Raw genomic sequence first — 26,101 nt, forward strand, 5'->3', positions numbered from 1 at the left:
GTGAGGTGTCGCCACCCTTGTAGGAGCCGGCTTGCCGGCGATGGGGCCTTCAGCCTGGTGTTGGCCTTGAGGACGCTATCGCTGGCAAGCCAGCTCCTACATAAGCCGGCTTGTGTAACGGGTTCAGGTCGCCGGGCGGGTGGCGCCTTGTTTTTCCTTGGCGTTGAGGATGGCGGTGTATTCGCCCGGGTCGATGCCGTTGAGGTAGTAGTTGCCCACGTGGTGCAGGCGCCAGCGGATCGGGTCGTGGGTGGTGTGCACCCGGGCGTTGCGCCAGAAGCGGTCGAGGTTCCATTTACTCAGGGACGAACTGGCTCCCAGTAGCGAGAAGATGTCGCTGGAAATCTTCAGCGAGGCCCCGTCGGAATGGGCCCGGGCGGTGGCCACCGAGAGGATCAGTTCGTCCTGCAGTTCCTTGTTGTCCGGGTCCAGTTCGTGCTGGTCGAACACCCGCGCGGCATCGCGCAGCAGGGATTCGGCGGCCCGCAGCGCCACCGCGTATTCGCCGATCTGCTTGATGATGTGCGGTTCTTCATTGGCATGGTCGACGCCGCTCTCCACCCAGGGCCGGGCGTTGTGCTTGAGGTAATCGACCGCCGCCGACAAGGCGCCGGCGGCAATCCCGGTGTCGATGGCCGCGTGCAGAATCTGTGGGAAGGTCAGGCCGGTGCGTTTCATCGGGCCCTTGCGCTGGGACACAAAACGCTCGTCGAGCTCAATGTTGTCGAAGATCACCGTGCCGCTCACCGAGTTCTTCTGGCCGAAGGCGTCCCAGTCGTCCACCAGGGTCAGGCCCGGGGTGTCGCGGTTGAGCAGGACCCCGGCGCCGCCGTCTTCGCTGGCGGCGGTCAGGGAAATCCATTCGGCGAGGTAAGAGCCGGTGGAGTAGAACTTGCTGCCGTTAAGGATCAGCTTGCCATCGGCCCGGCGCTCGACCCGGGTCTTGAGGGCGAACTTGTTCTTGCCGCCGATCTCCGCCAGGGCATTGCCGAAGCGCTTGCCGGCCAGCACGTCGCTGACCAGCCGATCGCGTACTTCATCGGGGTAACCGTTGAAGATCCCCCGCAGCATCACGTTGTGGATCTGCAGCAATTGGCCGACGCCGCCATCGGCCACGGAAATCAGGCGCACGGTTTCGACGATGGTTTCAACCGAGGCCCCCAGACCGCCGAATGACTTGGGCACGCCGATCGAGGTCAGGCCGCTCTCTGACAAGAGTTGCGCCTGGCGCCTGGGCAGCTGGCCGTTTTGCCGGCTGTCGGCGGCGATTTCGGCAATCTCCCGGGCAATCTCTTTGGCCACGGCAATGGCCTGGGCCTCGCTTTGCAACAGGCGGATCGGTGCTTGCTCGTGTAGCGGTGTCGCGGGGTTGCGTTCGACCGTAGTCATTGCTGTACCTCGGGTAATTAAAACGATGGCCGGGCGCCGTGTTGGCCTAAAGCCCTCGCAGGACTTAAGGCAGCCCGTGTTGAAACACCCTTGAGCAAGTTCTGCGCCAGAGCGTTTTTGTGCGTCTGAATATGCGCTGCAGGCCTTGAACGGCGTGGCTTGCACAGGTGCGGGCGAAACCCTGGAAACCTCCGGTTGTTGCTGGAGCAGCAGCGCCCTATGGCCTGCTGCTCCAACAGCAGCAGTCGCCGCGCAATGCTGCTGGCAGGCCAGCAATCGGCTGTTGCGATTTTTTGCGGGCAGGGCGCAAGGCCTTGTAAACCGGGGCTTTGCGCTTTTGGCACGGGCGCTGCAATAGCTCTCTCAACCGACGCTATTGCTCATCCATTCCAAGGAGCTTCCATGACGCTTGCCGCCACCCAGCCCAAGCCCGCTGTCCAGGCTGAACTGGACCAGATCTGGTTTACCCGCTGCCCGGTCCCGACCGCTTCGGGAATCGCCTACAAACTCGGCTGGCTCAGCGAGGAATTCGCGGCCGATGGCCTGCCGGTCTCGACCTTGCAAGAGGCCCGGCAGTTGGGTCATCACCATTACGATCACCAGTTGCCCGGGCTGTTTCGCGAAGGCGGCAACGTGCCGGCCCTGGCTGCCCGCGCCGCTGGTTCGCCAAGCCGCTTGATCGGCCTGACCTGGATCGAGGAGTGGCAGACTATTTTGGTTCGCCCGGATTCCGGTATCCGTCGCCCCCAAGACCTCAAGGGCAAGCGCCTGGCCCTGCCGGCCTGGGGCGACAGCCGTCCCGGCAGCATCGCCCGGGCCATGAGCTTGCACGGTTACAAGGGCGCGTTAAGCCTGGCGGGCCTGGGTTTTGACGACGTTGAGCTGGTGGAGGTGGCGCTGCAGAACCAGGAACTGGCGAGCAATCCCCAGGAAGGTTTGCAGCGCCTGTGGTCGGGCCTGGACTACCTGGTGCGCGGCGACGTGGACGCGGTGTATGTCAAGGGTGCGTCCGCTGCCGATGCCGCCCGCCGCCTGGGCCTGGTGGTGGGCATCGACCTGGACCTGATCGCCGAGCCGCGCCACCGCATCAACAACGGCACGCCGCGTCCGATCACCGTGCACCAGAGCCTGCTGGACAACCACTTTGACCTGGTGGTGCGTTTCCTCGCGCAAACCCTGCGCGCTGCGGATTGGGCGGCCAATAACCGCCAGGCCCTGAACGCCATTCTCGAAGAGGAAACCCGTGCCGGCAGCGCCGGTGTGGCCGAGGCCTACCGCGGCGAATTCCACACCACCCTGGCTCCGGACCTGTCGCCTCAGCGCCTGGAGTTCCTCGATATCCAAAAGAACTTTCTTTACCTGCACGGCTTCCTGGAAGGGGATTTCGCCATCGCCGACTGGGTCGATCCGCGTCCGTTGCAAGCTGCCCATGAACTGTTGGCCAAGCGCCGCGCCTGAATCCGGAGAACTGCCATGACCGTACTGATCAACGAACAACCCGTCAGCCAAGAGCTGCAGGGCTTTATCAACCAGGTGCTGGTGGAGGCCGAAGAGGCGTTTACCGTGTTCCGTGAAACCAACACCATCACCGCCAACGGCACCGTGGGCTTTATCGAGCGGGTGCCGGGCGAGGAGCTGCTGGTGTCGGTCAACTACGGCGGGCCCTGGAACTACCGCAAGCCGCTGACGGCCACCGTCACCGACTTCGCCGGCAAGGTGATTGTCGGCAAGGGCAAGGGCGGCTTTGGGCGTTACACCAAGCTGTTCCAGGAACACGCCGACATCACCACCGTGTCCCACGTGCACTCGCCGTACCTCGGCGCCTGGGCCCAAACCCAGCGCACGCTGCCGTTCCACTATGTGCCGGTGCAGCGTTACCAGTTGGCCCGTGAGCTGCCGGTGTACATCGACCGGCGTCAGCAGGAGGTGGATTTCATCCTCGACAAGATTGCCGAGAACCCCTTCAACCTGGCGATCCTTGAAGCCAACGGCGGCTCCACCGTGTGGGGCAAGCAAGGGTTGCGGGCCACGGCTGAATTCATCCTGTTGCTGGAGGAGGGCGCGCAATTGCAACTGCTGGCCGATGCCCTCGGCGGCTCCCGGCCCTACGGCCCCGGGGTGCTGACCCAGCAATGGAAGATGAGCGGCCTTTACGAGCGCGCCACCGAACTGGGCCTGGTCCCCGCCATCGACCGCCGGGACTGACCAGGCACCGAGGGGTATCCCCATCGCCGGCAAGCCGGCTCCTACAGGTGGGATGACGTCCGTGGGGCGAGTTGGGTTCGAGGGCACGTCTCTGCATAGGAGCTGGCTTGCCAGCGATAGCGGTCCTGAGCGCGACGCAAGGCTTGAGGCCTATCGCCGGCAAGCCGGCTCCTACAGGTGGGATGGCGGCCGTGGGGCGTGTTGGGTTCGAGGGCACGCTCCCTGTAGGAGCTGGCTTGCCAGCGATAGCGATCCTGAGCGCGACACAAGGCTTGAGCCCCATCGCCCGCAGGACCTGGCTTTTTCAGGGCATTTATTTATTCAAGGAACAGGCACATGGCAGTCAAGATTCTCTGGTACCTCACCACTCCGGACGGGCCCTATCCATGGGAGCCGGAGGGGCGTTGGAAGACCGATTTCGAACACCTCAAGCAGTTGGCCGTGGCCAGCGATCGCCTGGGGTATTACGGCTCGTTGCTGGGCTCGAGCCCCAATGAAAGCCTGGTGGTGGCCGCGTCGTTGATCGACGCTACCCAGCGCCTGCGTTTCCTGGTGGCGCAGCACCCTGGCGAACTGTCGCCGGCGGTCCTGGCCAAATGGGCGCTGACGTTCGACCAGTTCTCCAACGGCCGCCTGCTGTTCAACGTGGTCAACGGCAATGACGCCGGCCTGGCCACTTTGGGGGTGCATTACCCCCACGACGAACGTTATGACTTCAGCCTCGAATACTGGCGCGCCTTCCAGGGCTTCTACGCCGGCGATACCGCGGGTTATGACGGCCGCTACGTCAAGCTGGCCCCGCGTGCTGCGGGCGCCGCCAGCCATCCCCTGGGCGGTTGGCACCCGCCGAAGCAGAAGCCCGGCATCCCGCTGTGGGGCGCCGGCACCTCGGGCCCTGGCGTCGCTCACTCGGTGCAGTTGCTGGATGTGTACCTGAGCTTTGCCAACACCCCGCCGAAACTCGGCGAAAAATTCCGCAAGGTGGCCGCCGAAGCTGCCAAGGTCGGGCGCGAACTGACCTTCGGCACCCGCCTGCAAATCATCGTCCGCGAAACCGAGGAAGAAGCCTGGGCCCACGCCGAGAAGCTGCTGCAGCGCACTTCGTTGCAGACGGCACGCAACGCCATCGAGCGCCAGCTGCCGGCCGGTGAAACCCTGGACAGCTTCCACAGCGACGACCCGCAAACCCAGAGCAATGTCGAGGCCATCCGCGCCGGGCGCCTGCCCAAGGCCCGGGACCTGGAGATCTACCCCAATGTCTGGCTTGGCCCGAGCCTGTTCGGCTTCAACATTCTCGGTCCGGCCGCCGGCACCTACCTGGTGGGCAGCGCCGAGCAGGTCGCCGAGCGCATTCGCGAGTACGAAGCCCAGGGCACCTCGGCGTTCATCCTGTCCGGCTTCCCGCTGATCGATGAAGCCCACCGCGTGGCCGACTTGCTGTTCCCGTTGCTCGACCTGGACCACGGTTTCGACGTACCGCGCCTGGGCGTGACCACCAAGGTCGCGCACCGTGCAGACCGCCTTGAGCAGGCATGAGGAGAAGGGCATGAGCGAGGCATTTTCCCGTCGGATCTTCCTGGGCAACAGTCTGGCCGTCGGTGGCGGCCTGTTGCTTGGCAGCAGCCTGCTCAGCGGTTGCGACAGCGGTGCGGCGGTCAGTGGCGCGGCCGCCTTGTCCAGCACCCCGGTGCGTGGCGGGCGCTTGCGGGTGGGCATTATCGATGGCGACCAGTCCGGCAACCTCGACGCCCACAAACCCGTGGGCGGCGGGATCATTCGCGGCTGGGCGCTGTACAGCAAATTCTGGGAATGGAACCCGGACGTCAGCACCCGACTGGCCCTGGCCGAGTTCGCCGAGCCCAATGCCGATGCCAGCGCCTGGACCATCCGCATCAAACCGGGCCTGGAGTTTCACCACGGCAAGAGCATCGGTGCCGACGACATGCTGTTCTCGATCCTGCGCCTGACCGACCCGCAATTGGCCTCGCCCTTTGCTGGGCTGGTGGGGGCTATCGACCGCCAGGCCCTGCGCAAGCTGGACGAGCGCACCATCGAGATTCGCTTCAAGGAAGGCCAGAGCTTCTTCCCCCTGGATGAAACCCTGATCAGCTTCGGTGGCATCGTGCCCACCGATTACCACCCCGTCACCAACCCGGTGGGCGCCGGGCCCTACAAGCTCAAGAGCTTTATTCCCGGGCAGCGCTCGCTCTACACCCGTTTTGATAACTACTACAAGCCCGGCCAACCCTACGCCGATGAGCTGGAGATCATCGAGTTCAAGGACCAGGTGTCCCGTGCTGCGGCCCTGCGTGCCGGGCAGATCGATGTCGCCAGCGGGGTCCAGGCCGAGCACAGCGCGCTGCTCAAGGCCGACACTCGGCTGCGGGTCTATGCCTCGCCGAGCACCTCGTTTACCGGCTTCAACCTGAACCTGGCCAAGGCGCCGTTCCAGGACCTGCGGGTACGTCAGGCCTTTCGTTTGCTGGCTGACCGCCAGGAACTGGTGGACCGCGGCCTCAATGGTTTCGGGCGCATCGCCAACGACCTGTATTCGCCCAAAGACCCGACCTACAACCACAGCATTGCCCAGCGGCCCCATGACCTGGAGCAGGCGCGCTCGCTGTTGCGCCAGGCCGGGCAGAGCGATCTGCGGGTGGAGCTGACCACCCCCTCGGGGCCCGGGGTCAACGCGGCGCTGGTGTTTGCCCAGCAAGCGAAAAAGGCCGGGGTCGAGGTCAAGGTCACCCAGGTCGATGGCTCGGTGTTCAACGGACCCCAGCGGGAAAACTGGCTGCTGTCCCCCGGTTCGACGCCGGCCCGGGGCTTTCTCGCCTCGGCGCTGCACAACGACGCGCCCCAGGCGATCTACAACCGCAGCAATTTCCACGACCCGCGGTTCACCGAGCTCTACCAGCAAGCCCTGGCCCAGCCCGACCTGGAACGGCGCAAGCAACTGGTGCATGAAGCCCAGGGCATCCAGCATGAGCGCGGCGGCCTGCTGATCTGGGGCTTCAACGATGTGCTGGACGCGGCCTCGATCCGCGTAGGCGGTTTGCAGCCGGAACAGACCACCTTCGCCTCCTGGCGCTTTGACGAGTTGTGGTTGAACCATGTCTGAACCTTGTGCCAAACCGTCACGTACCCCAGCCTGGCTGTCGTGGTTTATCGGGCGCCTGGGCTACGGCCTGCTCACTGCCTGGGTCATCAGCCTGGTGGTGTTCGTCGCCACCCAGGCGCTGCCGTCGGACCCGGCCCGGGTGATCCTCGGCCCCGAAGCGCCCCTGGAGAGCATCCTCACCCTGCAACGCCAGTTGGGGCTGGACCGGCCGATTTTCGAGCAGTACCTGCGCTGGCTGGGCCATGCCCTGACCGGCGAGTTGGGGGTCTCCCTGGACTCCAATGCCCCCGTGAGTAGCATCCTCTTCGGGCGCTTCGGCTACACCCTGGCGCTGCTGGCCGGGGTCATCGCGCTGGTGGTGCCCCTGGCCTTGGTGCTGGGGGTGTTCCTGGCCCTGCGTCGCGACAGCCGCCTGGATCGCTGGAGCCTGTCGCTGCTGATCTTCCTCAAGGCGACGCCGGGGTTTCTCCTGGCCATCGGCCTGGTGCTGCTGTTTTCCATGCCGCACATGGACCTGCTGCCGGCGGTGTCGATCCTCGACCCGGACCAGTCGCTTTGGCGCCAGTTGAAGTTCCTGGTGTTGCCGGTGGTGGCCCTGAGCCTGTCGGCGTTGCCGTATCTGACGCGCATGGTGCGGGCGGCGATGATCGAGGCGCTGGAGTCCGACTACGTGATTGCCGCGCGCCTGCGGGGCATTCCCGAGTGGCGCATCGTTTGGCGCCACACCTTGCCCAATGCCCTGATCCCGGCGATCCAGGGTGTGGCCCTGACCCTGCGCACGCTGATCGGCGGCGCGCTGCTGGCCGAGGTGATTTTCAGCTACCCGGGTATCGGCACGTCGTTGAACTCGGCGATCCAGATGCGCGACCTGCCGATGATCCAGGGCATCGTGCTGGTGATTACCCTGGCGGTGGTGCTGATCAACCTGCTGGCGGACCTGCTGACCGTGCTGCTCACCCCGAAACTGCGTACTGCGCGCCGGGTGACCCTGATTCGCCGTAACCGCCGGGGCATCCAGCCCTGGTGGCGGCGCTCGCCATCCAAGGCGCCATGAGAGGCCATCCATGAGCATTTCCCGTTCTACTCGCTGGCGTCTGTGGCTGGCCGAACCGCAAACCCGCAAGGGCGCACTGATTACCCTGCTGGTGGTGGCGCTGGCGTTGTTCGGCCCGTGGCTGGCGCCCCATGCGCCCACCGACATGCTCGGCCCGGTGTACGGCGCGCCCTCGGCGGCGGCCTGGCTGGGCTACGACTTTCTCGGCCACGACGTGCTGTCGCGTTTGCTCAGTGGCGGCTTGTCGGTGCTGTGGATGTCGGTCGCTGCGGCGTCGATCGCCTTGCTGGTCGGCAGCAGCCTGGGCCTGTTGGCGGGGTTTTCCCGACGTCGCCTGGACCAGTTGATCACCTGGCTGGCGGACGTGTCCCTGGCCTTTCCCGACCTGATCCTGGTGCTGCTGATTGTCTCCATGCTCGGGCGTGCGCCCTGGCTGATCGTGCTCACCGTGGCCATTGCCTTTACCCCCGGGGTGATTCGCCTGGCCCGGGGCAGCGCGGTGGCGGTGGCGGGGCAGGAGTTTGTCGAGGCCGCGCAGATGATGGGCTACTCGCGGCGGCGGATTCTGTTTCGCGAGATCCTGCCGAACATCCTCACGCCGCTGCTGGTGCACTTCGGCAACATGCTGACCTGGGGCGTGGGCATGCTCTCGGGCTTGAGCTTCCTGGGCTACGGGGTGGCACCGCCCACCGCCGACTGGGGCTTGATGATCAATGAAAACCAGGCCGGCCTGCTGGTGCAGCCCTGGGCGGTGCTGGCGCCAGCGGTGCTGATCGGGATCTTTGCCTATGGCACCAATATTCTCGCTGAAGGCATTGGCCGCAGCAGTTCGCGGATCGGAGACAAACAACCATGAACGCCCTTGCCGGGATCGAGTCCCCAGCCCCAGTGAATGCCTGGGACTCCTATCAAGACCCTGATCAGGAGCACCAGCGGGTGCTGCAGGTCAGTGAATTGCGAGTGGAATTGCAGGGCCAGGTGGACGTGCTCTCGGGGGTGTCGTTCAGCCTCGACGCCGGGGAGATTCTTGGCCTGGTAGGGGAGTCCGGCTCGGGCAAGACCACCCTGGCCACGGCCTTGCTAGCCCATGCTCGACGCGGTGCGCGGATTGTTTCCGGGCGCATCGAAGTGGCCGGGCAGGCCTTGCTGGAATTGCAGGGTGAGGCCTTGCGCCGGGCCCGGGGCAGCCTGATCGGCTACGTCGCCCAGGACCCGGCCACCGCTTTGAACCCAGCGTTGCGCATTGGCGGGCTGCTGCGCGAAACCCTGGCGGTGCATCAGGTGCGCCTGGACCGCGCGGCGCAGCAGCAACGCATCCTCGACACCCTGCGCGATGTCGGCCTGCCGTCCGATCCGGACTTTCTGCGGCGCTTTCCCCACCAACTCTCCGGTGGCCAGCAACAGCGAGTGATGCTGGCCCTGGCATTTGTCCTGCGGCCACGGCTGATCGTTCTCGATGAGCCGACCACCGCCCTGGATGTGACCACCCAGGCGCATATCCTCGACACCCTGCGCAGGCTGTGCAAAAGCCTCGGGGTGGCGGCGGTGTATGTGTCCCACGACCTGGCGGTGATCAAGGACCTGGTGGACCGGGTGATGGTTATGTACGCCGGGCGCCTGGTGGAAACCGCGACCCGCGAGGTGCTGTTCCGGCAGCCGGGCCACCCTTACACCCGTGGCTTGCTGGCGGCGATTCCAGACGTGGCCCAGCGGCGCGACCTGCAGGCGATCCCCGGCCATGCACCGGCCCCGGGGCAGCGTCCGTCGGGCTGCGCCTTTGCGCCTCGTTGCCCGCGCAGCCGCGCTGAATGCTCCCAGGCCGAGCCGCCCTTGCGCGGGGTGCAAGCGGGGCAGCAGGTGGCCTGCATCGACCCCCATCACCAGGAACTGCAATGGGTGGCGCAGGCCCCCGTGGCCCTTGGCGAGGCACGGGATCAGGGCGCGCCGCTCCTGGAAATCAACGGCTTGAACGTGGCCTATGACCGACAGGTGCTGTTCGACATCTCGCTGCGCCTGGCCCCGGGAGAATGCCTGGCGCTGGTGGGCGAGTCCGGCTCCGGCAAGACCAGCCTGGCCCGGGCTGTGGCCGGGTTGGGGGAAAATACCGAGGGTGAGCTGCGCTACGCCGGGCAGGCCTTGCCACTGGCGGCGCGGCAACGGGAGGCCGGGTTGCGGCACCAGATCCAGTACATATTCCAGAACCCGTATCGCGCGTTGAACCCTCGGCAGACGGTGTTTCAAACCCTGAGCACGCCCTTGCAGCACTTCTTCGGAATCACGGGGGGCGCAGCCCGGGAGCGGGTCGTGGCGGTGCTCAAGCGCGTTTCGTTGCCAGCGTCGGTGGGCGATCTCTATCCCCATAGCCTGTCGGGCGGTGAGCGCCAGCGGGTAGCGATTGCCCGAGCCCTGGTGTGCGAGCCGAAGTTGTTGATCTGCGATGAAATCACCTCGGCCCTGGATGTGTCGGTCCAGGCTTCGATCCTGGGGTTGCTGCGGCAATTGCAGGGGGAGGGGCTGACCTTGCTGTTTGTCACCCATGACCTCGGGGTGGTGCGCGCCATTGCCGACCGGGTGCTGGTGCTCAAACACGGGCGGGTGGTGGAGCAGGGGGCCGTGGACAGGGTGCTCGACCAGCCCCAGGCGGCCTACACCCGCACCCTGCTGGAAAACTCACCGACCTTGGGTCGTTGATACGCCAGGCGTTACCAACGCTGATCGCCGGCAAGCCGGCTCCTAAAAAAGGCGACGTTGGTGCACGCCGTTTCACACCCAAATCGCATCCCATAACGGATAGTCCTGCACCCTGCTGACCAGGCCCGCACGAATCGGGTTGGCAATGATGTACCGGGCCACCGCCTGCACGTTTTCCTCCCGGCGGATGGCCCGGTCGTGAAAGCCTTTCTGCCACAGGCGACCGCTACGCCCCAAGCGGGCATTGATCTCCCGGGCGCTGCGGGATTTAGTGGCGAGCATCAACGCCGACAGGCTGCTGTGCCTGAGTTCGACCAACCAGTGAAAATGATCCGGCATCACCACCCAGGCGAGAGAATCCGCCAGACCCTGATCCTGAGCCTGCCGAAACTGCCCCACCAACAGCCGCCCGCAGCGCCAGTCCGCAAATAGAGGCTGGCGATCCAGGGTAACGGCGGTCAACAGGTAAAGCTGTCCCGATTGGGAATAGCGCCCGGCGCGCAAGCGCTTGGCGTGAGGCCAGGTGGTCATTCCATTGCCCTGTTGTGTCCATGACAAGAACAAGGCTAATGCGGGGAATGCACTGGCAGTGCTGAAGAGTTGTTCTGGAGGTGTCCAGGAGGACGTAATCGCTGGCAAGCCAGCTCCTACAACGACCACGCACGCCCTGTAGGAGCCGGCTTGCCGGCGATCAACGCCTGGACGAGCCCTCATTGCATCTGGATATGTACACCTGCGGCGGACGCCATCGCTGGCAAGCCAGCTCCTTGGGCCAGCCATCGGCATGAGCCCGCATTCACAAGGTTGAGGGTGCAGGACTACCCGTTATGGGACGCGATCTGGGTGTGAAACGGCGTGCACCAGCGTCGCCTTTTTGTAGGAGCCGGCTTGCCGGCGATTGGGGCCTTATGTCCTGCGCCCTGTTCGGCGGCGTTATCGCTGGCAAGCCAGCTCCTACAGGGGGTGGACGGTGGGTTCAGGCCACCCGGGCTTTGCGGCGACGGGCTTCTTCGCGGACGGCGGGGATGATCCAGCGGCCGTAGTCAACGGTGTCGTAGAACGGGTCGTAACCGCGGTTGAGGAAGGTGGTGACGCCCAAGTCAACGTAATCCAGTAGGGCTTGGGCCACGGTTTCCGGGGTGCCGACCAGGGCGGTGGTGTCGCCGTAGGCACCGACGGCGGTGGCGGTGGGCATCCATAGGGCGCGGTCGTGGCGGTCACCCTGGGCGGCAGCGGCCAACAGGCGTTCGGAGCCGGTGCCCTTGAGGCGTTTTTGCCAGGGGCTGCCGGCGGCGAACTGCGGGTTGGCCTTGATCTGCGCCAGGATCTGCTCCGCCCGTTGCCAGGCCAGCTCCTCGGTGGCGCCGAGGATCAGGCGCACCGACAGGCTGACCTTGGGCGCTGCCACGCCCGCCGCGCTGGCGGCTGCGCGCAGTTTGCCGATCTGCTCGGCGACGCCGCTCAGGGGCTCGCCCCATAAGGCGTAGAGGTCGGCGTGTTTCACCGCGATCTGGTAGGCGATGTCAGAAGAACCGCCGAAGGAAATCGGGATGTGCGGCTGCTGCAGGGGTTTGACCGGGGAGAAGGCGCCCTTGATGTTGAAGTACTGCCCCTCGAAGTCGAAGGGTTCTTCAGCGGTCCAGGTGCGGCGGACGATTTCCAGGTATTCGTCAGTGCGTTTGTAGCGTTCGGTCTTGTCCAGCAGGGTGTCGCCTTCCTGGGGTTCGGCGGTGATGCCGGTGATGGCGTGCAAGCGAATTCGCCCGCCGCCGGTGGTGTGGTCCAGGGTGGCGAAGGCCCGGGCCGCCACGGTGGGGGCGGTCAGCGCCGGGCGGTGGGCGATCATGAAACCCAGGCGCTCGGTGTGGGCAGCGGCGTAGGCGGCGATTTGCAGGCTGTCGGCGCTGCCGGGGCCGCTGGCGATCAGCACCCGGTCGAAGCCGGCGTGTTCGTGGCTACGGGCGTGGTGACGGATAAATTCCAGGTCGAAGTCCGGGCTACGGGCGCCACGGGTTTCCGACCATTGGCGGGGGAAGATCATGCCGACAAATTCAATGGACATGGGCGGTTCCTATAAAGGGCAGATAAGGGCAGGTCAACGCAGCGTGTGGCTCACGCACGGTCGTTGAGCCAGAGGTTTTCAAAGCGCCAGGTGCTGAACAGCGATTCTTCGGCCGCCGCGCCACCGACGCGGGTGGCCACGCTGTCCAGCAGGTCGGCGTACCCCCAGATCAACAGGCCGCCGCGCTGGTACTGGATCTGCTGGGCCTGGTGCACCAAGGCCTTGCGTTGCTCCAGGTCGGGCTGGGCCATGGCGGCCAGAAACAGCCGGCTGAACTCGGGGTCGTTGAAATGGGTTTTGTTCGACACGGCAAACGGTGCATCGGTGTGCATGGCGCTGGCCAGGAATGGCGCACCGATGCTGCCACCGGTGCTCAGGGTCCAGTCGTTGTGCTGCGGCCCGTCGAAGGTTGCCAGGTCCACCTGGCGAACCTTGAGGGTCACGCCAATGCGCTTGGCCTGTTCCGCCAGCACCAGGGCCGATGCCAGGCCCGGCCCCGGGGTGGTCACCAGTTCCACTTCGAGGTTTTCCTGGCCGGCCTCCTTGAGCAGTTGCGCCGCCCGCTGCGGGTCGTGGGCCCGGGGGCCAAGGCCGTGGTTGAAGGTGGGGTCGCTGGGGGCATACAGGTCGTTGGCCACCCGGCCCTGGCCATTGAGGGCGCGGCGCACCAGTTCCTCGCGGTCCGCCAGCAGGCGAAAGGCTTCCCGCACCCGGGGGTCGTTGAAGGGGGGCTTGTCCAGGTTCATGTCGAACGACAGCCAGTTGCCGGTCACCGATTTCAGCAGCCGTACCCGAGGGTCGCGACGCAGCACCTCCAGTTGTTCGGTGGGCATCACGTTGGCCATGTCGATCTGCCCAGAACGCAGGGCGGCCAGGCGCGATACCTGGTCCTTGAAGTCGATGATTTCCAGCTCGTCGGCGTAAGGCTTGCCATCCTTGTAGTAATTCTCGAAACGGGTGAACAGCGAGCGCTGGCCCGGGGTGAAACTCTTGAGCTTGTAGGGCCCGGCACCCACCGGGTTGGTCACGGGGTGGTAATCCACCGGGACGATGCCGCCGAAGTTGACCCAGGTTTCCGCCAGGGGCAGGTAGCTGCGACCCTCGCGAAAGCCCAGGCGCACGGTGCGATTGTCGAGCTTGACCAGGTTGTCGCGGTCCACCCAGTGCAGCAGCGCGGCATAGGGCGAGGCCAGTTGCGGGTCGGTCAGGCGGCGGATGGAGAAGATCAGGTCGTCGGCGTCGATGGTCTTGCCGTGGTGGAATTCCAGGCCCGGGCGCAGGCGCAAGGTCCAGCTGCTGGCGTCGGCATTGGGTTCGGCGAACTCGGCCAGGGCCAGGCGCGGCTGCATGTGCTCGTCCCATTCCCAGAGTTTGCTGTACAGGGCGAAACCGCGAATGATCCCGCTGCCGATGGGCTTGTGGGCATCCAGGTTGCCGCTCTGGTTGCCGTCGAGAATGCCCAGGCGCAGGCGCCCGCCGTACTGCGGCTGAGTGCTGGCGCCGAGGGTGGCGGCCGGTTGCTCGCCGTTCGGGCCACACCCGGCGAGCAGGCTGCTGCCCAACAGCAACCCGCCACCGAACAGGGCGCTGTGGCTGAGAAAGTCCCGGCGGCTGATCAAGGAACGAGGGTCCTGGCTCATGGCGTCAGGCTCCTGCCGGGCCGTTGGCGGAGCGCAGTTCCAGGGCAGGCTCCTCGGGGCGGCTCAGTTCGGCGCGCTCGGCGCGAAAGTGCGGGAGGATGTGTTCCCCGAGGCGGTAGGCCTCTTCCAGGTGAGGGTAGCCGGCGAGAAAGAACAGGTCGATGCCCAGGGCGTTGTATTCGCGAATCCGCTCGACCACGTTGGCGTAGCTGCCCACCAGGGCGCAGCCCGGCGGAATGCCGATGTAACCGAAGCCGGTCCAGACATTGGGGTGGATAAAAAAGTCCTCGAAGCCCTGGGCTTCGGTCTTTTCGGCGAACTGCTCCTCGTAGCTGAGCTTGCGCGCGGTGCGCAGCCCGGCATGGGCGGCCACGGCCTTGACCGCGCCCTTGGCGATGCCTTCGTCGAAGAAGCGCCGAGCCTCGGTGCGCGCCAGTTCCTCGGTTTCCCGGGTGATGACGTCGATCGACAGGCCAAAGCGGATCTGACTGCGCCCGTACTTCAAGGCGCGTTGGCGAATATCGGCAATCAGAGCGGCAATTTCGTCCGGGTGTTCGGCCCGCATCAGGTAGAAATCGGCGTGTTTGGCAGCGAACTCCCGGGCCGGGATCGATGAGCCAGCGGTGCAGATCAGCGGCAGCTCGGCTTTTTTCAGCGGCCCGCGCAGGCCACCGCCCTCAGCCTGGTAGAAGCGCCCGCTGTAGTGGAAGTTCTCGTTGTGCCAGTAGCCCTTGACCACGTCCATGAACTCGGTGGCCCGCTCGTAGCGTTCATCGTGGTCGCTGAAATCCCCGACCTGGCGCTGCATGGCGTCTGAGCCGCCGTTGATGATGTTCCACACCAGGCGGTTGCCGGTGGCGCGCTGGTAGGTGGCGGCCTGTTGCACCGCGACCCAGGGCGTGTAGTGATAGGGCTGGAACGCGGTGACGAACTTCAGGCTGCGGGTTTCCCGGGCCAGCAGCGAGCACACGGTCCAGGGCTCTTCGCCGGACGGCGCGTTGACCATCAGTGCGCCGCCGAAGCCGTTGATTTCCGCGGCCTTGGCAATCTGCCCCAGGTAGTCGATGTAGGTGAAATGATCACCGACGCTGAAGGCCGAGACCGCGCCGGTGCTGGGCCCGCCACGGTGCCAGTCGCCACGGTTGCGTGGGTCGCCGGGGAGGAATTGGGTTTCGCCGTGCAGGGGCAGGCGGGTGAAAAATTCAATGCTCATTCAAGGGGCTCCGGGTCACTGCACGCTAGGGCTGCAGATCGGGGTGATGGGTTGGCCGTTGATGACCTTGTGGGCGAAGGGCACGGAATCCTTGAGCGAGGCGTTGACCGTTTCGCTGTGGCCCAGGCCTTTGTAGAGGTGGCCCTCGACCACCGAGCCGGCTTTGCAGGCATCCTGCATCAGGGCCACTTGGGTGGTGGCGGCCGGGGTTTTGTCTTCGGCACCGGTGCCGATGAAGATCGGCTGTGGCGCCTTCAGGGTCGGGTAGGAAACCTGCTTCTGCCAGGCCGCGAGCTGGTTGCCCTGGTAGTCCTTCTTGGCGTTGGCCGGGGTCAGGCCGACCCCCACCACGTCGCTGACCAGGGCGGCCAGGCAGCTGGTGCGGGCCTGTTCGAATAGGGGCAGGGCCTTGTCGGTATAGAAGTCGCGAGGGTCGATGCTCGGGTCGTACTGCTGGGCCGCAAGCAGGGTGTAGAAACCGTAGGCCAGGGCCGCGTCGACTTTGTTCGGGTCCTGTTCGCCGACGTTTTTTGCGCCCACGGTGTAGATCACCCCGGTGCCGATGCTGCCCTTGAGCCCGAGGTCTGGGGCGTAGGTCGGTGCGTAGGCGGCCGAGGCGAAGGCCCCGGCACCGCCCTGGGACTGGCCGATCACCAGCACTTTGTTGGCCAGGCCCGGAACCCCGGCGACCACCGCCTTGGCCGCATCGAGGATGCCGTAGGCGGCCATACGGTTGTTCAGCAGCGGATGGCCGCCGGGCACGCCCAGGCCCTGGTAGTCGGTGGCGACAATGGCGAAACCTTCGTCCAGCCAACGGCTCAGGTACTGCACGTCACGGTAGGAACGACCTTGCCACGAGGGCGCGCAGACATCCGCCACGCCCACGGTGCCGTGGCCCCAGGTGGCTACTGGCCAACCGCCGGCCGGGGCCTTGCCTTTGGGCAGGAACAGGGTGCCGGAGACTACGATCGGGGTCTTGTTGTCGATGCCATCGGTGGAGCTGTAGAGAATCCGTTGGGCGCTGGCGGCGTTGGGCAGGCTCAGGGTCTTTTCCAGGGGCTCGCTGCGCAGCAGTTTGCCTGGGGTGGCGGGGATGGCGTCGGCCCAGGTGTAGAAGGCCGAGACGCGCCCGTCGCCCTGTTGCGGGTCGGGCTTGGGGGCATAGGTACCGGCGGCCAGGGCCGACATGGACAAGGCCAGTACACTCAGGCCGAAAACGAATTTAGCGGGCAGTTTCATCAAGAGGACTCGTGGTCAGGATTCAAGGATGGGCGGTGACTTGGCCACGCAGGGCGGGCCAGTAGTCGGTGAGTTGCAGGTCGATCAGCGCCTGGTTGGTGAAGCCGGTGGCCAGGGCCGGGCTGATGTCGTAGGGCGTGCGGATCAATTGGTTGGCCAGGGCGTAGGCGCTCAGGGCCTGGTAGTGGGCTTTGAGCTGCTGATCGCTCTTGGGCGCCCAGCGTTCTTTCCAGGCCACCGGGTCGCCTTGATCGTCGCGGCGCAGCACGCTTTCAGCGGTGCCGGCGCGGGACGAGAGTTGGTAATAGGCGTCCTGGTTCTGTTCCTGGGACAGCCACCACGCGGCCTTGACCCAGGCAGTGGCCAGCAGTTGGGTGAGCTCCGGGTGCTGGTCGATGAAGCGGTCAGTGCCCCAGAGGTCGGAGATCAGGCGCCAGTCATTGGCGCCTTGCTTGGTCGACCAGATGATCTTGCCCACGCCTTTGTCTTCCAGGGCGTAGGCCTCATTGAGCAACACGGCCGCGTCGACCTTGCCGGCGGACACCGCTGCGGCACCGACCTGTGGGTTGAGGTTGGCGATCTTGAAGTCATCGAGCGTCAGGCCCTTGCTGGCCAGGAAGTTACTGAAGGCGAACTCCCAGGGACGGCCACGGTGCAGGGCTACACGCTGGCCCTTGAGGTCCTCGATGCTCTTGGCCGTGGAGTTGGCGGGGACCACCAGGTAGATATTGTTGCCGCTGCCACCAGGCACGATCAGCTTGCCGGGCACGCCGCCGGCGCCAGCGATCACCGAGGGCAGGTCGCCGCGTACGGCGAAGTCGATGCTGTTGTTGCTGAAACCTTCGTTGATCTGCGGACCGCGCCGGCGTGGGGCAGGGCGATCCATTCCAGCTTGACCCCGCGCTGCTGGAGTTGCTGTTCCAGCCAGCCGTCCTCGATGACCCGCCCGGCAATGCCGCCGAACACGGGCTTGCCGCCCTGGGTAAAGGCGACGATGGCGATCTTTACCGAGGCCGGCGCCGATTCGGCCAGGGCCGTGACACTGAGCAACAGTGCGGCCAGTGCGGCCAGCGTATTGCGCCATAAAGCTTGCATTGCACTCTCCCTAAAAAAAATTACCCAACAACACCGACGTTCCCCTGTAGGAGCCGGCGTGCCGGCGAGGGGCCCATGAGCCTTGCATGGCCCTGGCGGACGCCATCGCTGGCGAGCCAGCTCCTACAACAGCGGGTGGGGCGGTGTTTCTGTGAAGGGTGTTGGCAGGGAGAGAGCAGATTGCATGCCATGGGCCAAAAAAAACGCTGCAGCCCTTGTAGGGCGTGGTGTTCAGCGTTTGTGCCTGAGACGCTTGCAGCCAGGGGCTGCTGATCTGCGAACAGCCGGGTGCTTACCCGTTGCTGCTCCAGCAGCAGGTCGGATGCAATAAAACTGCATATGCATTTAAGGAATATTTAAATATTAATTAATAATTTTTTAGTCTAAATATCTTCGTGCACTATTGAGCCCGCGCTTTTACTGCCAGGAATGCACCATGTCGCTGATCACCCATCCAAACGCTCGCGAGTTGACCAAGTCGGTGCGGGCCACCGTCCTGGTGTTCAAGGACCCGCGCTCCCAGGAATTGCTCAGCCGCATCGAGCGCCTGGCCCCCAGTGAGGCCAACACCTTGATCATTGGCGAAACCGGTACCGGCAAGGAGTTGGTGGCGCGGCATATCCATCACCTCAGTCGGCGTGGGCGCGAACCCTTTGTCGCCGTGAACTGCGGTGCCTTCGCTGAAACCCTGGTGGAAAGCGAGTTGTTCGGTCATGAAAAGGGCGCCTTCACCGGTGCCACCACCCACAAGGCCGGCTGGTTCGAGGCGGCCAATGGCGGCACCTTGTTCCTCGATGAAATCGGCGACTTGCCGTTGAACATGCAGGTCAAGTTGCTGCGGGTGTTGCAGGAGCGGGAAGTGGTGCGCCTGGGGTCGCGAACGCCGATCCCGATCAATGTGCGGCTGGTGGCGGCGACCAACGTCAACCTGGCGGACGCCGTGGTGGCCGGGCACTTTCGCGAAGACCTGTTCTACCGCCTGCATGTGGCCACCATTCGCCTGCCGCCCCTGCGCGAACGGCCGGGGGACATCCTGCCGCTGGCGGAATTTTTCCTGGAGGAACACTGCCAGCGCCTGGGCTACAACCGTGCCTCGCTGAGCATCGAGGCCGAGCGCAAGCTGCTGGAGCACAGCTGGCCCGGCAACATCCGCGAGCTGGAAAACGCCATTCACCACGCCTTGCTGGTGTGCCGCAATCAGCGGGTGGCCCCGGCCGACCTGCACCTGGTGGACATGCGCTCATCCGGCATTCGCCAGGACGAGGCGGCCCATGCCGGCCACGCGTCTGTGGGCGCTGCCCCGGCGGATCTGGAAAGCGCGCTCAACGCGTTGTTCGAACAGAACATCCCCGACCTCTACGAGCACATCGAAGAAACCATCTTTCGTGCGGCGTATCGCTACTGCCACGGCAACCAATTGCAGACCGGGCGCTTGCTGAACATCAGCCGCAACATCGTGCGTGCGCGCCTGGAAAAAATCGGCGAACTCAATCGCCCAGCCACCGTCGAGTAACGCGAGCCTGACCCTAGTGCCGTGCCCGGGTACGGGCGTTTTTTACCCAAGGTGATTGACGGATGGGCAGGCCTCCTTTAGCTTGTGGAACGATCATTCCAGTACAGGTGATTACCGTGCGCCCCAAGGAGTTCGACCCCGACCAGATTGCCGACGCCGCGATGCAGGTGTTCTGGCAACGCGGTTACGCCGCGACCTCGATCCAGGACCTGGTGGAAGGCACCGGCCTGAGCCGCAGCAGCCTGTACAACGCTTTCGACAGCAAGCACGGGTTGTACACCTGCGCCCTCAAGCGCTACCAGGAGCAGAGCAACGCCAACATCACCTTGCTGGCCCAGGACGCGCCGGCCAAGGCGCTGGTGCGCCAGTTGCTGCTGCGCATCGTCGACGATGAACTCGACGACACCCAGCGCCTGGGGTGCCTGGCGGCCAATGCCGCACTGGAGGTGGCGGGGCAGGACCCGGTGGTGGCCGAGCTTGTGGCGCAGAACTTTCGGCGGGTCGAAGCTGCATTGGCGCGGCTCTTGCGCCGGGGCCAGGCGGAAGGCGATATCGACCCCGACAAAAACCCAGCAGCCTTGGCCAGTTTTGTGGTCTGCACCGTCCAGGGTTTGCGCGTGCTGGGCAAAGGCAGTGCCCCCGGCGAGCGCCGCGAGCGTTTATTGAATGTGCTTGAGGTTGCGCTACAAAGCCTTTGATTTATAAAACAATCGACTTCGATACGGACTAAGGTTTGTGCGTCGTTGCGGGAAAAATTCGCCTAGTTTTGGAATGTTCATTCCAGTAATCAAAAGCCCATTGCTGGTGCTCATCGAGCCTGGCGAGTGGCCTTTTATCACCCAAGAGAAGGAGTGTTTTCGATGCCTGATTCGATACCCAACCCCACCCCCAAGGACCGCTTGCCGATCTGGCGTTTGCTGGCGTTCACCGTGGCCGGCTTCATGACCATCATGACCGAGACCCTGCCCGCCGGCCTGTTGCCCCAGATCAGCCAGGGTCTGGGTATCTCCCAGGCCATGGCCGGGCAGTTGATCAGCCTGTACGCCCTGGGATCGGTGGCGGCGGCGATTCCGCTGGTGGCCGCCACTCGCAGTTGGCGCAGAAGGCCGTTGCTGTTGCTGGCCATCGCTGGTTTGCTGGTGTTCAACAGCCTGACCGCACTGTCGACCTCGCTCCCGCTGACCCTGGCCGCACGTTTTGTTGCCGGCATGGCGGCCGGGTTGATCTGGGGCCTGTTGGCCGGCTATGCCCGGCGCATGGTGCCGGAGCACCTGCAAGGCCGGGCCCTGGCGGTGGTCGGGGTGGGCCAGCCCTTGGCGCTGTGCCTGGGGGTGCCGCTGGGCGCGTGGTTGGGCAGCTTGATCGAGTGGCGCAGCATCTTCTGGATCATGTCGGCGCTGGCGGCGCTGTTGTTGTTCTGGGTGCGCTTCGGGGTGCCGGATTATGCTGGCCAGACAGCGGACCAGCGCCAACCGGTAGCGCGAATCTTCCTGACCCGGGGCATTCCTGCGGCGCTGCTGGTGATCTTTGTCTGGATTCTCGCCCACAACATTTTGTACACCTACATCGCGCCGTTCCTGGCCACGGTGGGGCTGGGCGAGCGTCTGGACCTGGTGCTGTTGCTGTTCGGCCTGGCGTCGATTGTCGGCATCTGGTTCACCGGCCTGCTGGTCGACCGCTGGCTGCGGGGGCTGACCCTGTGCAGCCTGGCGGCCTTTGCTTTGGCGGCGTTGGTGCTGGGCATCGGTGCTGGCCAGCCACTGGTGATCTATGTCGGGGTGGCTGCCTGGGGCCTGACTTTCGGTGGCGCGCCGACCCTGCTGCAGACCGCCGTGGCCGACGCTGCGGGTGAGGGCGCGGATGTCGCGCAGTCGATGCTGGTGACCATCTTCAACCTGGCGATTGCCGGCGGCGGCCTGGTGGGCGGCCTGTTGTTGAGCAGTGCCGGCGCCCAGGCCTTCCCCTGGGCCATGGCCGCCTTGGCAATGGTCGGCCTGGCCACGGTGTGGGTCGCCAGCAGCCACGCCTTCAAGCCCGGGCAGCGCCTGGCAAACTGCGGCTGATACGCCACGCTGTTCAGCACTGGGGGCCAGCACCGACGGCTATTGGCCGCGGGCGCCGGCCTTGCTCAGGGCGATGGCGTCGACCAGGCCATCGATGCCCTGCAGCAGTTCGCGGTTGTCGTGGTCCCAGGGGTGAAAACCCGGCTTGAAGAACTGTAACCAGGGCAGGGCGATGTTCGGGAACACGCCGCGCCGGCCGTAGAGGTATTTGACCACCCGCCACAGGCCGCGCAGATGGCCGCCGTGCTTGCGGTCGGCGATCAGCAGGCGCACATGGAAGTCGAACACCACCAGCCAGAACATCAGGCTGGTGAACAGCATGCTTGAGGTGCGGATCAGGTAGCGCTTGGGCCCGGGCTTGAGCACGGCGTTCCAGACGTCGTAGGACACGGCTTTGTGTTCGGTTTCCTCCAGGGCATGCCACCTCCACATCTGCCGGTAGCCGGCCACCGAGTCGCCGAAACGGCTGGGGTCGCGCAGCAGCAGGTCGGCGAGGATCGCGGTGTAGTGCTCCAAGGCCACGGTAATGGCCAGGTTGAAGGCCGGCGGGAAGTGTTTTTTCTGGAACTCGAGGATCGCGCTCAGGCGTCGGTGCAGCAGGTGCGCCGGCAGCCCGGCCGCTTGCAGCAGGTCGTTGTAGCGCAGGTGCTCGCGGCTGTGCATGGCCTCCTGGCCGATAAACCCCTGGATCTGTTTTTTCAACTGCGGGTCGTCAACCCGGTCGCGGTAGTGCCGCACGCTGTCCATGAAGAACAGCTCGCCGGCGGGAAACAGCAGGGACAGGGCATTGAAGAAGTGGCTGACGTGGCGGCCTTGTTCGTGCCAGTCGCAGATGCGCTCGGCAGGCAGGTCGGGGCGGATGTCTCGGCGGATGGGCAGCATGGCTGGCGCTCCTCTAAGCAGTCGGTTGCAGGCTCACAGGCCGCGTTCGTTGTTGGCCTGGTACACCGGGGCCTTGTTTTTGTGCGCCCGCAGGCGGCGCGTGGCGAACACCACCAGGGCCTGGTAGACGCTGGGCAGCAGGCGCACGAACAGGTCCAGGGCGTGGGCGTCGCGGCCGATCAGCACCCGGCGCTTGTTCTTGCGCACGCCATGCAGGATCACCTTGCCGCTTGTTCGGCCGAGGTGATAAAGAGCTTTTCGAAGTCCTCGCGGGCCTGCTGCTCGCTGTCGATCAGCAAGCCTTTGAGGTTGTCGTCGATGCGGCTGGTGCGGGCGATGTCGGTGCGAATGCCGCCGGGGTGAACGCAGGTGGCGGACACACCGACCCCCAGCAAGTCGAGTTCCTGGCGCAGGGATTCGGTGTAGCCGCGCACGGCGAATTTGGTGGCGTTGTAGGCGCTCATGCCCGGTTGGGAGAACAGCCCGAACACACTGGAGGTGTTGATCACATGGCCGTCGCCGCTCAGTTTGAGGTACGGCAGGAAGGCTTGGGTACCGTGCACCACCCCCCAGAAATTCACGTCGACGATCCATTCCAGGTCGGCCAGGCTGGTGCCTTCGACTGTGCTCGACAGGGCCACTCCGGCGTTGTTGAAAATCAGGTTGACCTGGCCGTGCTCGTCCGCCGTGGCGGCGGCCCAGTCGAACACCGCCTCGCGGTCGCCGACGTCCAGTTCCCTAGAGGTGATACGCAGCGGCAGCAGGGTGGCGGCCTGGGCCAGCGCCACGGTCTGTTGCAGGCCCTGGAGGTTCTTGTCGGCCAGGGCCAGGTGGCAGCCTTCACGCGCCAGGGCGATGGCCAGGGCCCGGCCCATGCCGGAGGCGGCGCCGGTGATGGCCGCGACTTTTCCGTTAAAGCTGTTCATCGGTGGCGGCCTCGTGCGGTGTCAGGGAGGGCGTTGCAGCGGCAACCGGCGGGGCGTTAACGCTGGAGTTGGAGCGGGCGCCCAGGTAGTCCTGCAAGTCGAAACGTCGGGTCTGGCGGCGAAAGCTCCAGGTGGAGCCGGGCCACAGGGTGGTGTTCTTGCCGCTGCGCGGGTCCAGGTACCAACTGCGGCAGCCGCCGGTGGACCAGATGGCGCCGTCGAGGCGTCGTTGCAACTGGAGGTTGTAGTCGCGCTCGACCCGGGTCTTGACCTCCAGGCTGCCGAGGTCGTGGCGGCGCATCTGTTCCAGGGCCTTGAGGATGTAGTCCACCTGGGCCTCGATCATCAGGATCATCGAGTTGTGCCCCAGGCCGGTGTTGGGGCCGATGATCATGAACAGGTTGGGAAAGCCCGGCAGGCAAGTACCCAGGTAGGCGTGTGCGCCCTGGGCCCAGGCGTCGTGCAGGTCGCAACCGTTACGCCCCAGCAGCAGACCGCGGGGCAGGGGCTCGGTGGCCTGGAAACCGGTGCCGAAGATCAGGCAATCGGTGGGGTGCCGACGCCCGTCGACGGTGACCACGGCGTCGGCTTCTATGCGCAGGATGGCCTCGCTAACCACCTGCACCTGAGGGCGAGCCAGGGCCGGGTAATAGTCGTTGGAGATCAGGATGCGTTTGCAGCCGATGGTGTAGTCGGGGGTCAGGGTGCGGCGCAAGGCCGGGTCCGGCACTTGCCGATGCAGATGGCGCAGGGCAACCCGTTGCACCAGCTTCATCCATTGCGGCCGGTGGGCGAAGGCAATGACCCGGCTTTCCAGGGCCCAGTAAAGGGCCGAGCGCGCCAGCTTCTGGGTCAGCGGCAGGTGCTTGAACAACCAGCGCTCGACCCGGCTCACCGGCCGGTCGGGTTTGGGCAGAATCCACGGCGGCGTGCGCTGGAACAGGTCGAGGTGGGCCACCTGTTCGGCGATCTGCGGCACGAACTGAATGGCGCTGGCGCCAGTGCCGATCACCGCCACGCGTTTGCCTTGCAGGGGGTAATCGTGGTCCCAGTGCTGGGAGTGGAAGCGCTTGCCGGTGAAGCGCTCAAGCCCCGGCAGTGCCGGGATGGCCGGGCGCGACAGGCCGCCCATGCCTGACACCAGCACCCGGGCAGACACCTGCCGGCCATTGCTGAAACTCAGTTGCCAGCGTTGGCTGGCTTCATCGAAGCGCGCCTGCTCCAGGCCCATGCCGAAATGCAGGAAGGGCCCGAGGGCAAAACGCTGTGCGCAGTCTTCCAGGTAGGCACGGATTTCCGCCTGGGGCGCGAACTGGCGGCTCCAGTTCGGGTTGGGCGCAAAGGAAAACGAATACACGTGGGACTGCACATCGCAGGCGCAGCCCGGGTAATGGTTGTCGCGCCAGGTGCCGCCGAGGGCGTCGGCCTGTTCCGCGACGAAAAAATCCTGGAGCCCGGCCTGCTTGAGCTGGATGGCCATGCACAGCCCGGCGAAACCGGCGCCAATGATGGCGATGTCGATGCTGTCCTGCGGTCCGGGCGGCGAGTACGCATTCATGGTGTGTACCTCGATTGGGGGTGACGCGGGTGGATGACGTTGGTCAGTGAGTGAATATTCAGGATTGCACAATTTAAAAATATGTTTTAAAAAATTATTTAAATAAATTACCTGAAACAGTCATCCACGCCAGCACTCAGTGCCACCCAAGGCCCGCAAGACGACGAACGGGGCTCGCGGCACACCGGCAGGACGGCTCGCCGCAACCGGGATCAATCCCGATCCGGGAAGGTGGCGCAGGGATGGGGAGGGCAGCGATATGCAATGGATGGTGGTGATGGGAGGGTTGCTGGTGGGCTCGCTGGCCCTGGGGTTAGTGAGTTTTCGCCTGACCCGGCGGATTGAACAGGCGGTGCCGATCAACGGCCGCTTTATCGAGGTGGGCGGCGAGCGCATCCACTATGTGGATGAAGGCAAGGGCCCGGCCCTGGTGATGATTCACGGGTTGATGGGCAGCAGCCGCAACTTGACCCACTCCCTGGCGCCCGCGCTGCGCGAGCAGTTCCGGGTGATCACCCTGGACCGTCCGGGCTCCGGTTATTCCACCCGGGCTCGGGGCGCTGCCGCTGACTTGCCGGCCCAGGCCCGCTTGATCGCCCAGTTGATCCGCACCCTGGATCTGGGCCAGCCGCTGGTGCTCGGGCACTCCCTGGGCGGCGCGGTGGCCCTGACCCTGGCGGTGGAGCATCCGCAGTCGCTGTCCGGCCTGGTGCTGGTGGCGCCGCTGACCCATCCCCAGCGCATGCTGCCCCTGGTGTTTCTGTCATTGGCGGTGCGCCCCGGCTTTTTAAGGCGCTGGGTGGCCCTGACCCTGGCTACGCCCCTGGGCATGCTCAGCCGGCACCAGGCGGTCCGGCAGGTGTTCGCCCCGGACCCGCCACCAGCGGATTTTGCCGAGCGTGGCGGCGGGCTGCTGGGCATGCGTCCGAACAACTTTTATGCGGCCTCCACGGAGATCGCCCTGGTCAATCGCACCTTGCCCGACTTGGTCAAGCACTACCCCGGCCTCAAGCTGCCGGTGGGGTTGATCTATGGCGCCGAGGATCGAGTGCTCGACTACCGCAAGCACGGGCAGGCCATGGCCGGCAAGGTGCCGGGACTGATCCTGGAGGTGCTGGCAGGGCGCGGGCACATGTTGCCGATCACCGCCGTGGAACCGGTGGTGGCAATGGTGCAGCGCATCGCCGCCGAGGCTCGGCCGCAACCCAGTGCGACCCTGTTGTACCCGCCGTTCGCGGCGTCCAAGGCCTGCTAGGGCGGCCTGCAACGGCCGCTTCATGGCCGTTGCCGACGGCCCTGGCACACCCGGCAACACCCAGCAAAACCGCTTCATCGGTGACATTCAAAACCCCAAGAAAAATAGTTGACGAGCTAACGAAAGCGAGCTATTTATTTAAAAAAATGTTTTGAATGTTTTTTTTGAAAGTGCAATTGAGCGATTAAAATAATGAAA

The 26,101-nt window shown here is 65.1% G+C and carries 19 protein-coding genes and 2 pseudogenes; 11 read left to right on the forward strand and 10 right to left on the reverse strand.

Annotated elements, in window-relative coordinates; translation table 11 throughout:
• Positions 1-123: 123 nt before the first annotated feature.
• Positions 124-1,389: an acyl-CoA dehydrogenase family protein gene (locus M1B35_RS05795; protein ID WP_268261447.1), complete on the reverse strand. Its 1,266-nt coding sequence runs from the start codon at positions 1,387-1,389 to the stop codon at positions 124-126.
• A 402-nt stretch (positions 1,390-1,791) separates the two neighbouring features.
• Between M1B35_RS05795 and M1B35_RS05800 the strand changes: the two genes are divergently transcribed.
• From M1B35_RS05800 to M1B35_RS05830, 7 genes are all read left to right on the forward strand, one after another.
• On the forward strand, positions 1,792-2,847 hold the full coding sequence (locus M1B35_RS05800) for an ABC transporter substrate-binding protein (protein ID WP_268261448.1): 1,056 nt from the start codon (positions 1,792-1,794) through the stop codon (positions 2,845-2,847).
• Between the two features lie 15 nt (positions 2,848-2,862).
• Positions 2,863-3,594, forward strand: coding sequence for a class II aldolase/adducin family protein (locus M1B35_RS05805; protein WP_123332769.1), 732 nt, complete (start codon positions 2,863-2,865; stop codon positions 3,592-3,594).
• A 336-nt stretch (positions 3,595-3,930) separates the two neighbouring features.
• Positions 3,931-5,130 (forward strand): LLM class flavin-dependent oxidoreductase, encoded by a 1,200-nt coding sequence (locus tag M1B35_RS05810; RefSeq protein ID WP_268261449.1) that lies wholly within the window; start codon positions 3,931-3,933, stop codon positions 5,128-5,130.
• Between the two features lie 10 nt (positions 5,131-5,140).
• Positions 5,141-6,712, forward strand: coding sequence for an ABC transporter substrate-binding protein (locus tag M1B35_RS05815; protein WP_268261450.1), 1,572 nt, complete (start codon positions 5,141-5,143; stop codon positions 6,710-6,712).
• Positions 6,705-7,766: an ABC transporter permease gene (locus M1B35_RS05820; protein ID WP_268261451.1), complete on the forward strand. Its 1,062-nt coding sequence runs from the start codon at positions 6,705-6,707 to the stop codon at positions 7,764-7,766. Before M1B35_RS05815 ends, M1B35_RS05820 begins: the two co-directional genes overlap by 8 nt.
• Positions 7,767-7,776: 10 nt before the next feature.
• A complete protein-coding gene (locus M1B35_RS05825; protein WP_123332777.1) occupies positions 7,777-8,622 on the forward strand; it encodes an ABC transporter permease in 846 nt (281 codons plus the stop codon).
• The gene (locus M1B35_RS05830; protein ID WP_268261452.1) at positions 8,619-10,457 is read left to right on the forward strand and encodes a dipeptide ABC transporter ATP-binding protein; all 1,839 of its coding nucleotides are present in this window, start codon (positions 8,619-8,621) and stop codon (positions 10,455-10,457) included. The genes M1B35_RS05825 and M1B35_RS05830 overlap by 4 nt, the downstream gene beginning before the upstream one ends.
• A 72-nt stretch (positions 10,458-10,529) precedes the next feature.
• Here the strand turns inward: M1B35_RS05830 and M1B35_RS05835 are convergent, their stop codons facing one another.
• The 6 genes and pseudogenes from M1B35_RS05835 to M1B35_RS05860 form a co-directional block, all read right to left on the reverse strand.
• Positions 10,530-10,988: an REP-associated tyrosine transposase gene (locus tag M1B35_RS05835; protein WP_268261453.1), complete on the reverse strand. Its 459-nt coding sequence runs from the start codon at positions 10,986-10,988 to the stop codon at positions 10,530-10,532.
• A gap of 445 nt (positions 10,989-11,433) precedes the next feature.
• The gene (locus tag M1B35_RS05840; RefSeq protein WP_123332783.1) at positions 11,434-12,519 is read right to left on the reverse strand and encodes an LLM class flavin-dependent oxidoreductase; all 1,086 of its coding nucleotides are present in this window, start codon (positions 12,517-12,519) and stop codon (positions 11,434-11,436) included.
• Positions 12,520-12,569: 50 nt separating this feature from the next.
• Positions 12,570-14,159, reverse strand: a complete 1,590-nt coding sequence (locus M1B35_RS05845; RefSeq protein WP_268261454.1) for an ABC transporter substrate-binding protein — start codon at positions 14,157-14,159, stop codon at positions 12,570-12,572.
• Between the two features lie 4 nt (positions 14,160-14,163).
• Entirely contained in the window at positions 14,164-15,372 is a 1,209-nt protein-coding gene (locus tag M1B35_RS05850) for an LLM class flavin-dependent oxidoreductase (RefSeq protein ID WP_123332787.1), read from the reverse strand.
• Between the two features lie 15 nt (positions 15,373-15,387).
• Positions 15,388-16,611: a lipase family protein gene (locus tag M1B35_RS05855; protein ID WP_268261455.1), complete on the reverse strand. Its 1,224-nt coding sequence runs from the start codon at positions 16,609-16,611 to the stop codon at positions 15,388-15,390.
• Positions 16,612-16,633: 22 nt separating this feature from the next.
• A pseudogene (locus tag M1B35_RS05860) lies at positions 16,634-17,706 on the reverse strand (ABC transporter substrate-binding protein).
• Positions 17,707-18,142: 436 nt separating this feature from the next.
• Between M1B35_RS05860 and M1B35_RS05865 the strand changes: the two are divergent.
• The 3 genes from M1B35_RS05865 (at position 18,143) to M1B35_RS05875 (ending at position 21,282) form a co-directional block, all read left to right on the forward strand.
• Complete coding sequence (locus M1B35_RS05865) at positions 18,143-19,219, forward strand: sigma-54 interaction domain-containing protein (RefSeq protein ID WP_268261456.1); 1,077 nt, start codon at positions 18,143-18,145, stop codon at positions 19,217-19,219.
• Positions 19,220-19,335: 116 nt separating this feature from the next.
• Entirely contained in the window at positions 19,336-19,917 is a 582-nt protein-coding gene (locus M1B35_RS05870; RefSeq protein ID WP_268261457.1) for a TetR/AcrR family transcriptional regulator, read from the forward strand.
• A gap of 162 nt (positions 19,918-20,079) precedes the next feature.
• The gene (locus M1B35_RS05875) at positions 20,080-21,282 is read left to right on the forward strand and encodes an MFS transporter (protein WP_268261458.1); all 1,203 of its coding nucleotides are present in this window, start codon (positions 20,080-20,082) and stop codon (positions 21,280-21,282) included.
• A 39-nt stretch (positions 21,283-21,321) separates the two neighbouring features.
• Here the strand turns inward: M1B35_RS05875 and M1B35_RS05880 are convergent, their stop codons facing one another.
• From M1B35_RS05880 to M1B35_RS05890, 3 genes and pseudogenes are all read right to left on the reverse strand, one after another.
• The gene (locus M1B35_RS05880) at positions 21,322-22,164 is read right to left on the reverse strand and encodes a metal-dependent hydrolase (RefSeq protein WP_123332797.1); all 843 of its coding nucleotides are present in this window, start codon (positions 22,162-22,164) and stop codon (positions 21,322-21,324) included.
• A 33-nt stretch (positions 22,165-22,197) separates the two neighbouring features.
• A pseudogene (locus M1B35_RS05885) lies at positions 22,198-23,090 on the reverse strand (SDR family NAD(P)-dependent oxidoreductase).
• Positions 23,077-24,648: a flavin-containing monooxygenase gene (locus tag M1B35_RS05890; protein WP_268261459.1), complete on the reverse strand. Its 1,572-nt coding sequence runs from the start codon at positions 24,646-24,648 to the stop codon at positions 23,077-23,079. Before M1B35_RS05890 ends, M1B35_RS05885 begins: the two are co-directional and overlap by 14 nt.
• A gap of 268 nt (positions 24,649-24,916) precedes the next feature.
• Between M1B35_RS05890 and M1B35_RS05895 the strand changes: the two genes are divergently transcribed.
• Positions 24,917-25,903: an alpha/beta fold hydrolase gene (locus M1B35_RS05895; RefSeq protein ID WP_259740420.1), complete on the forward strand. Its 987-nt coding sequence runs from the start codon at positions 24,917-24,919 to the stop codon at positions 25,901-25,903.
• The last annotated feature ends 198 nt before the right edge of the window (positions 25,904-26,101 follow it).

The organism is Pseudomonas morbosilactucae, from assembly GCF_023241665.1.
Taxonomy (GTDB): Bacteria; Pseudomonadota; Gammaproteobacteria; order Pseudomonadales; family Pseudomonadaceae; genus Aquipseudomonas; species Aquipseudomonas morbosilactucae.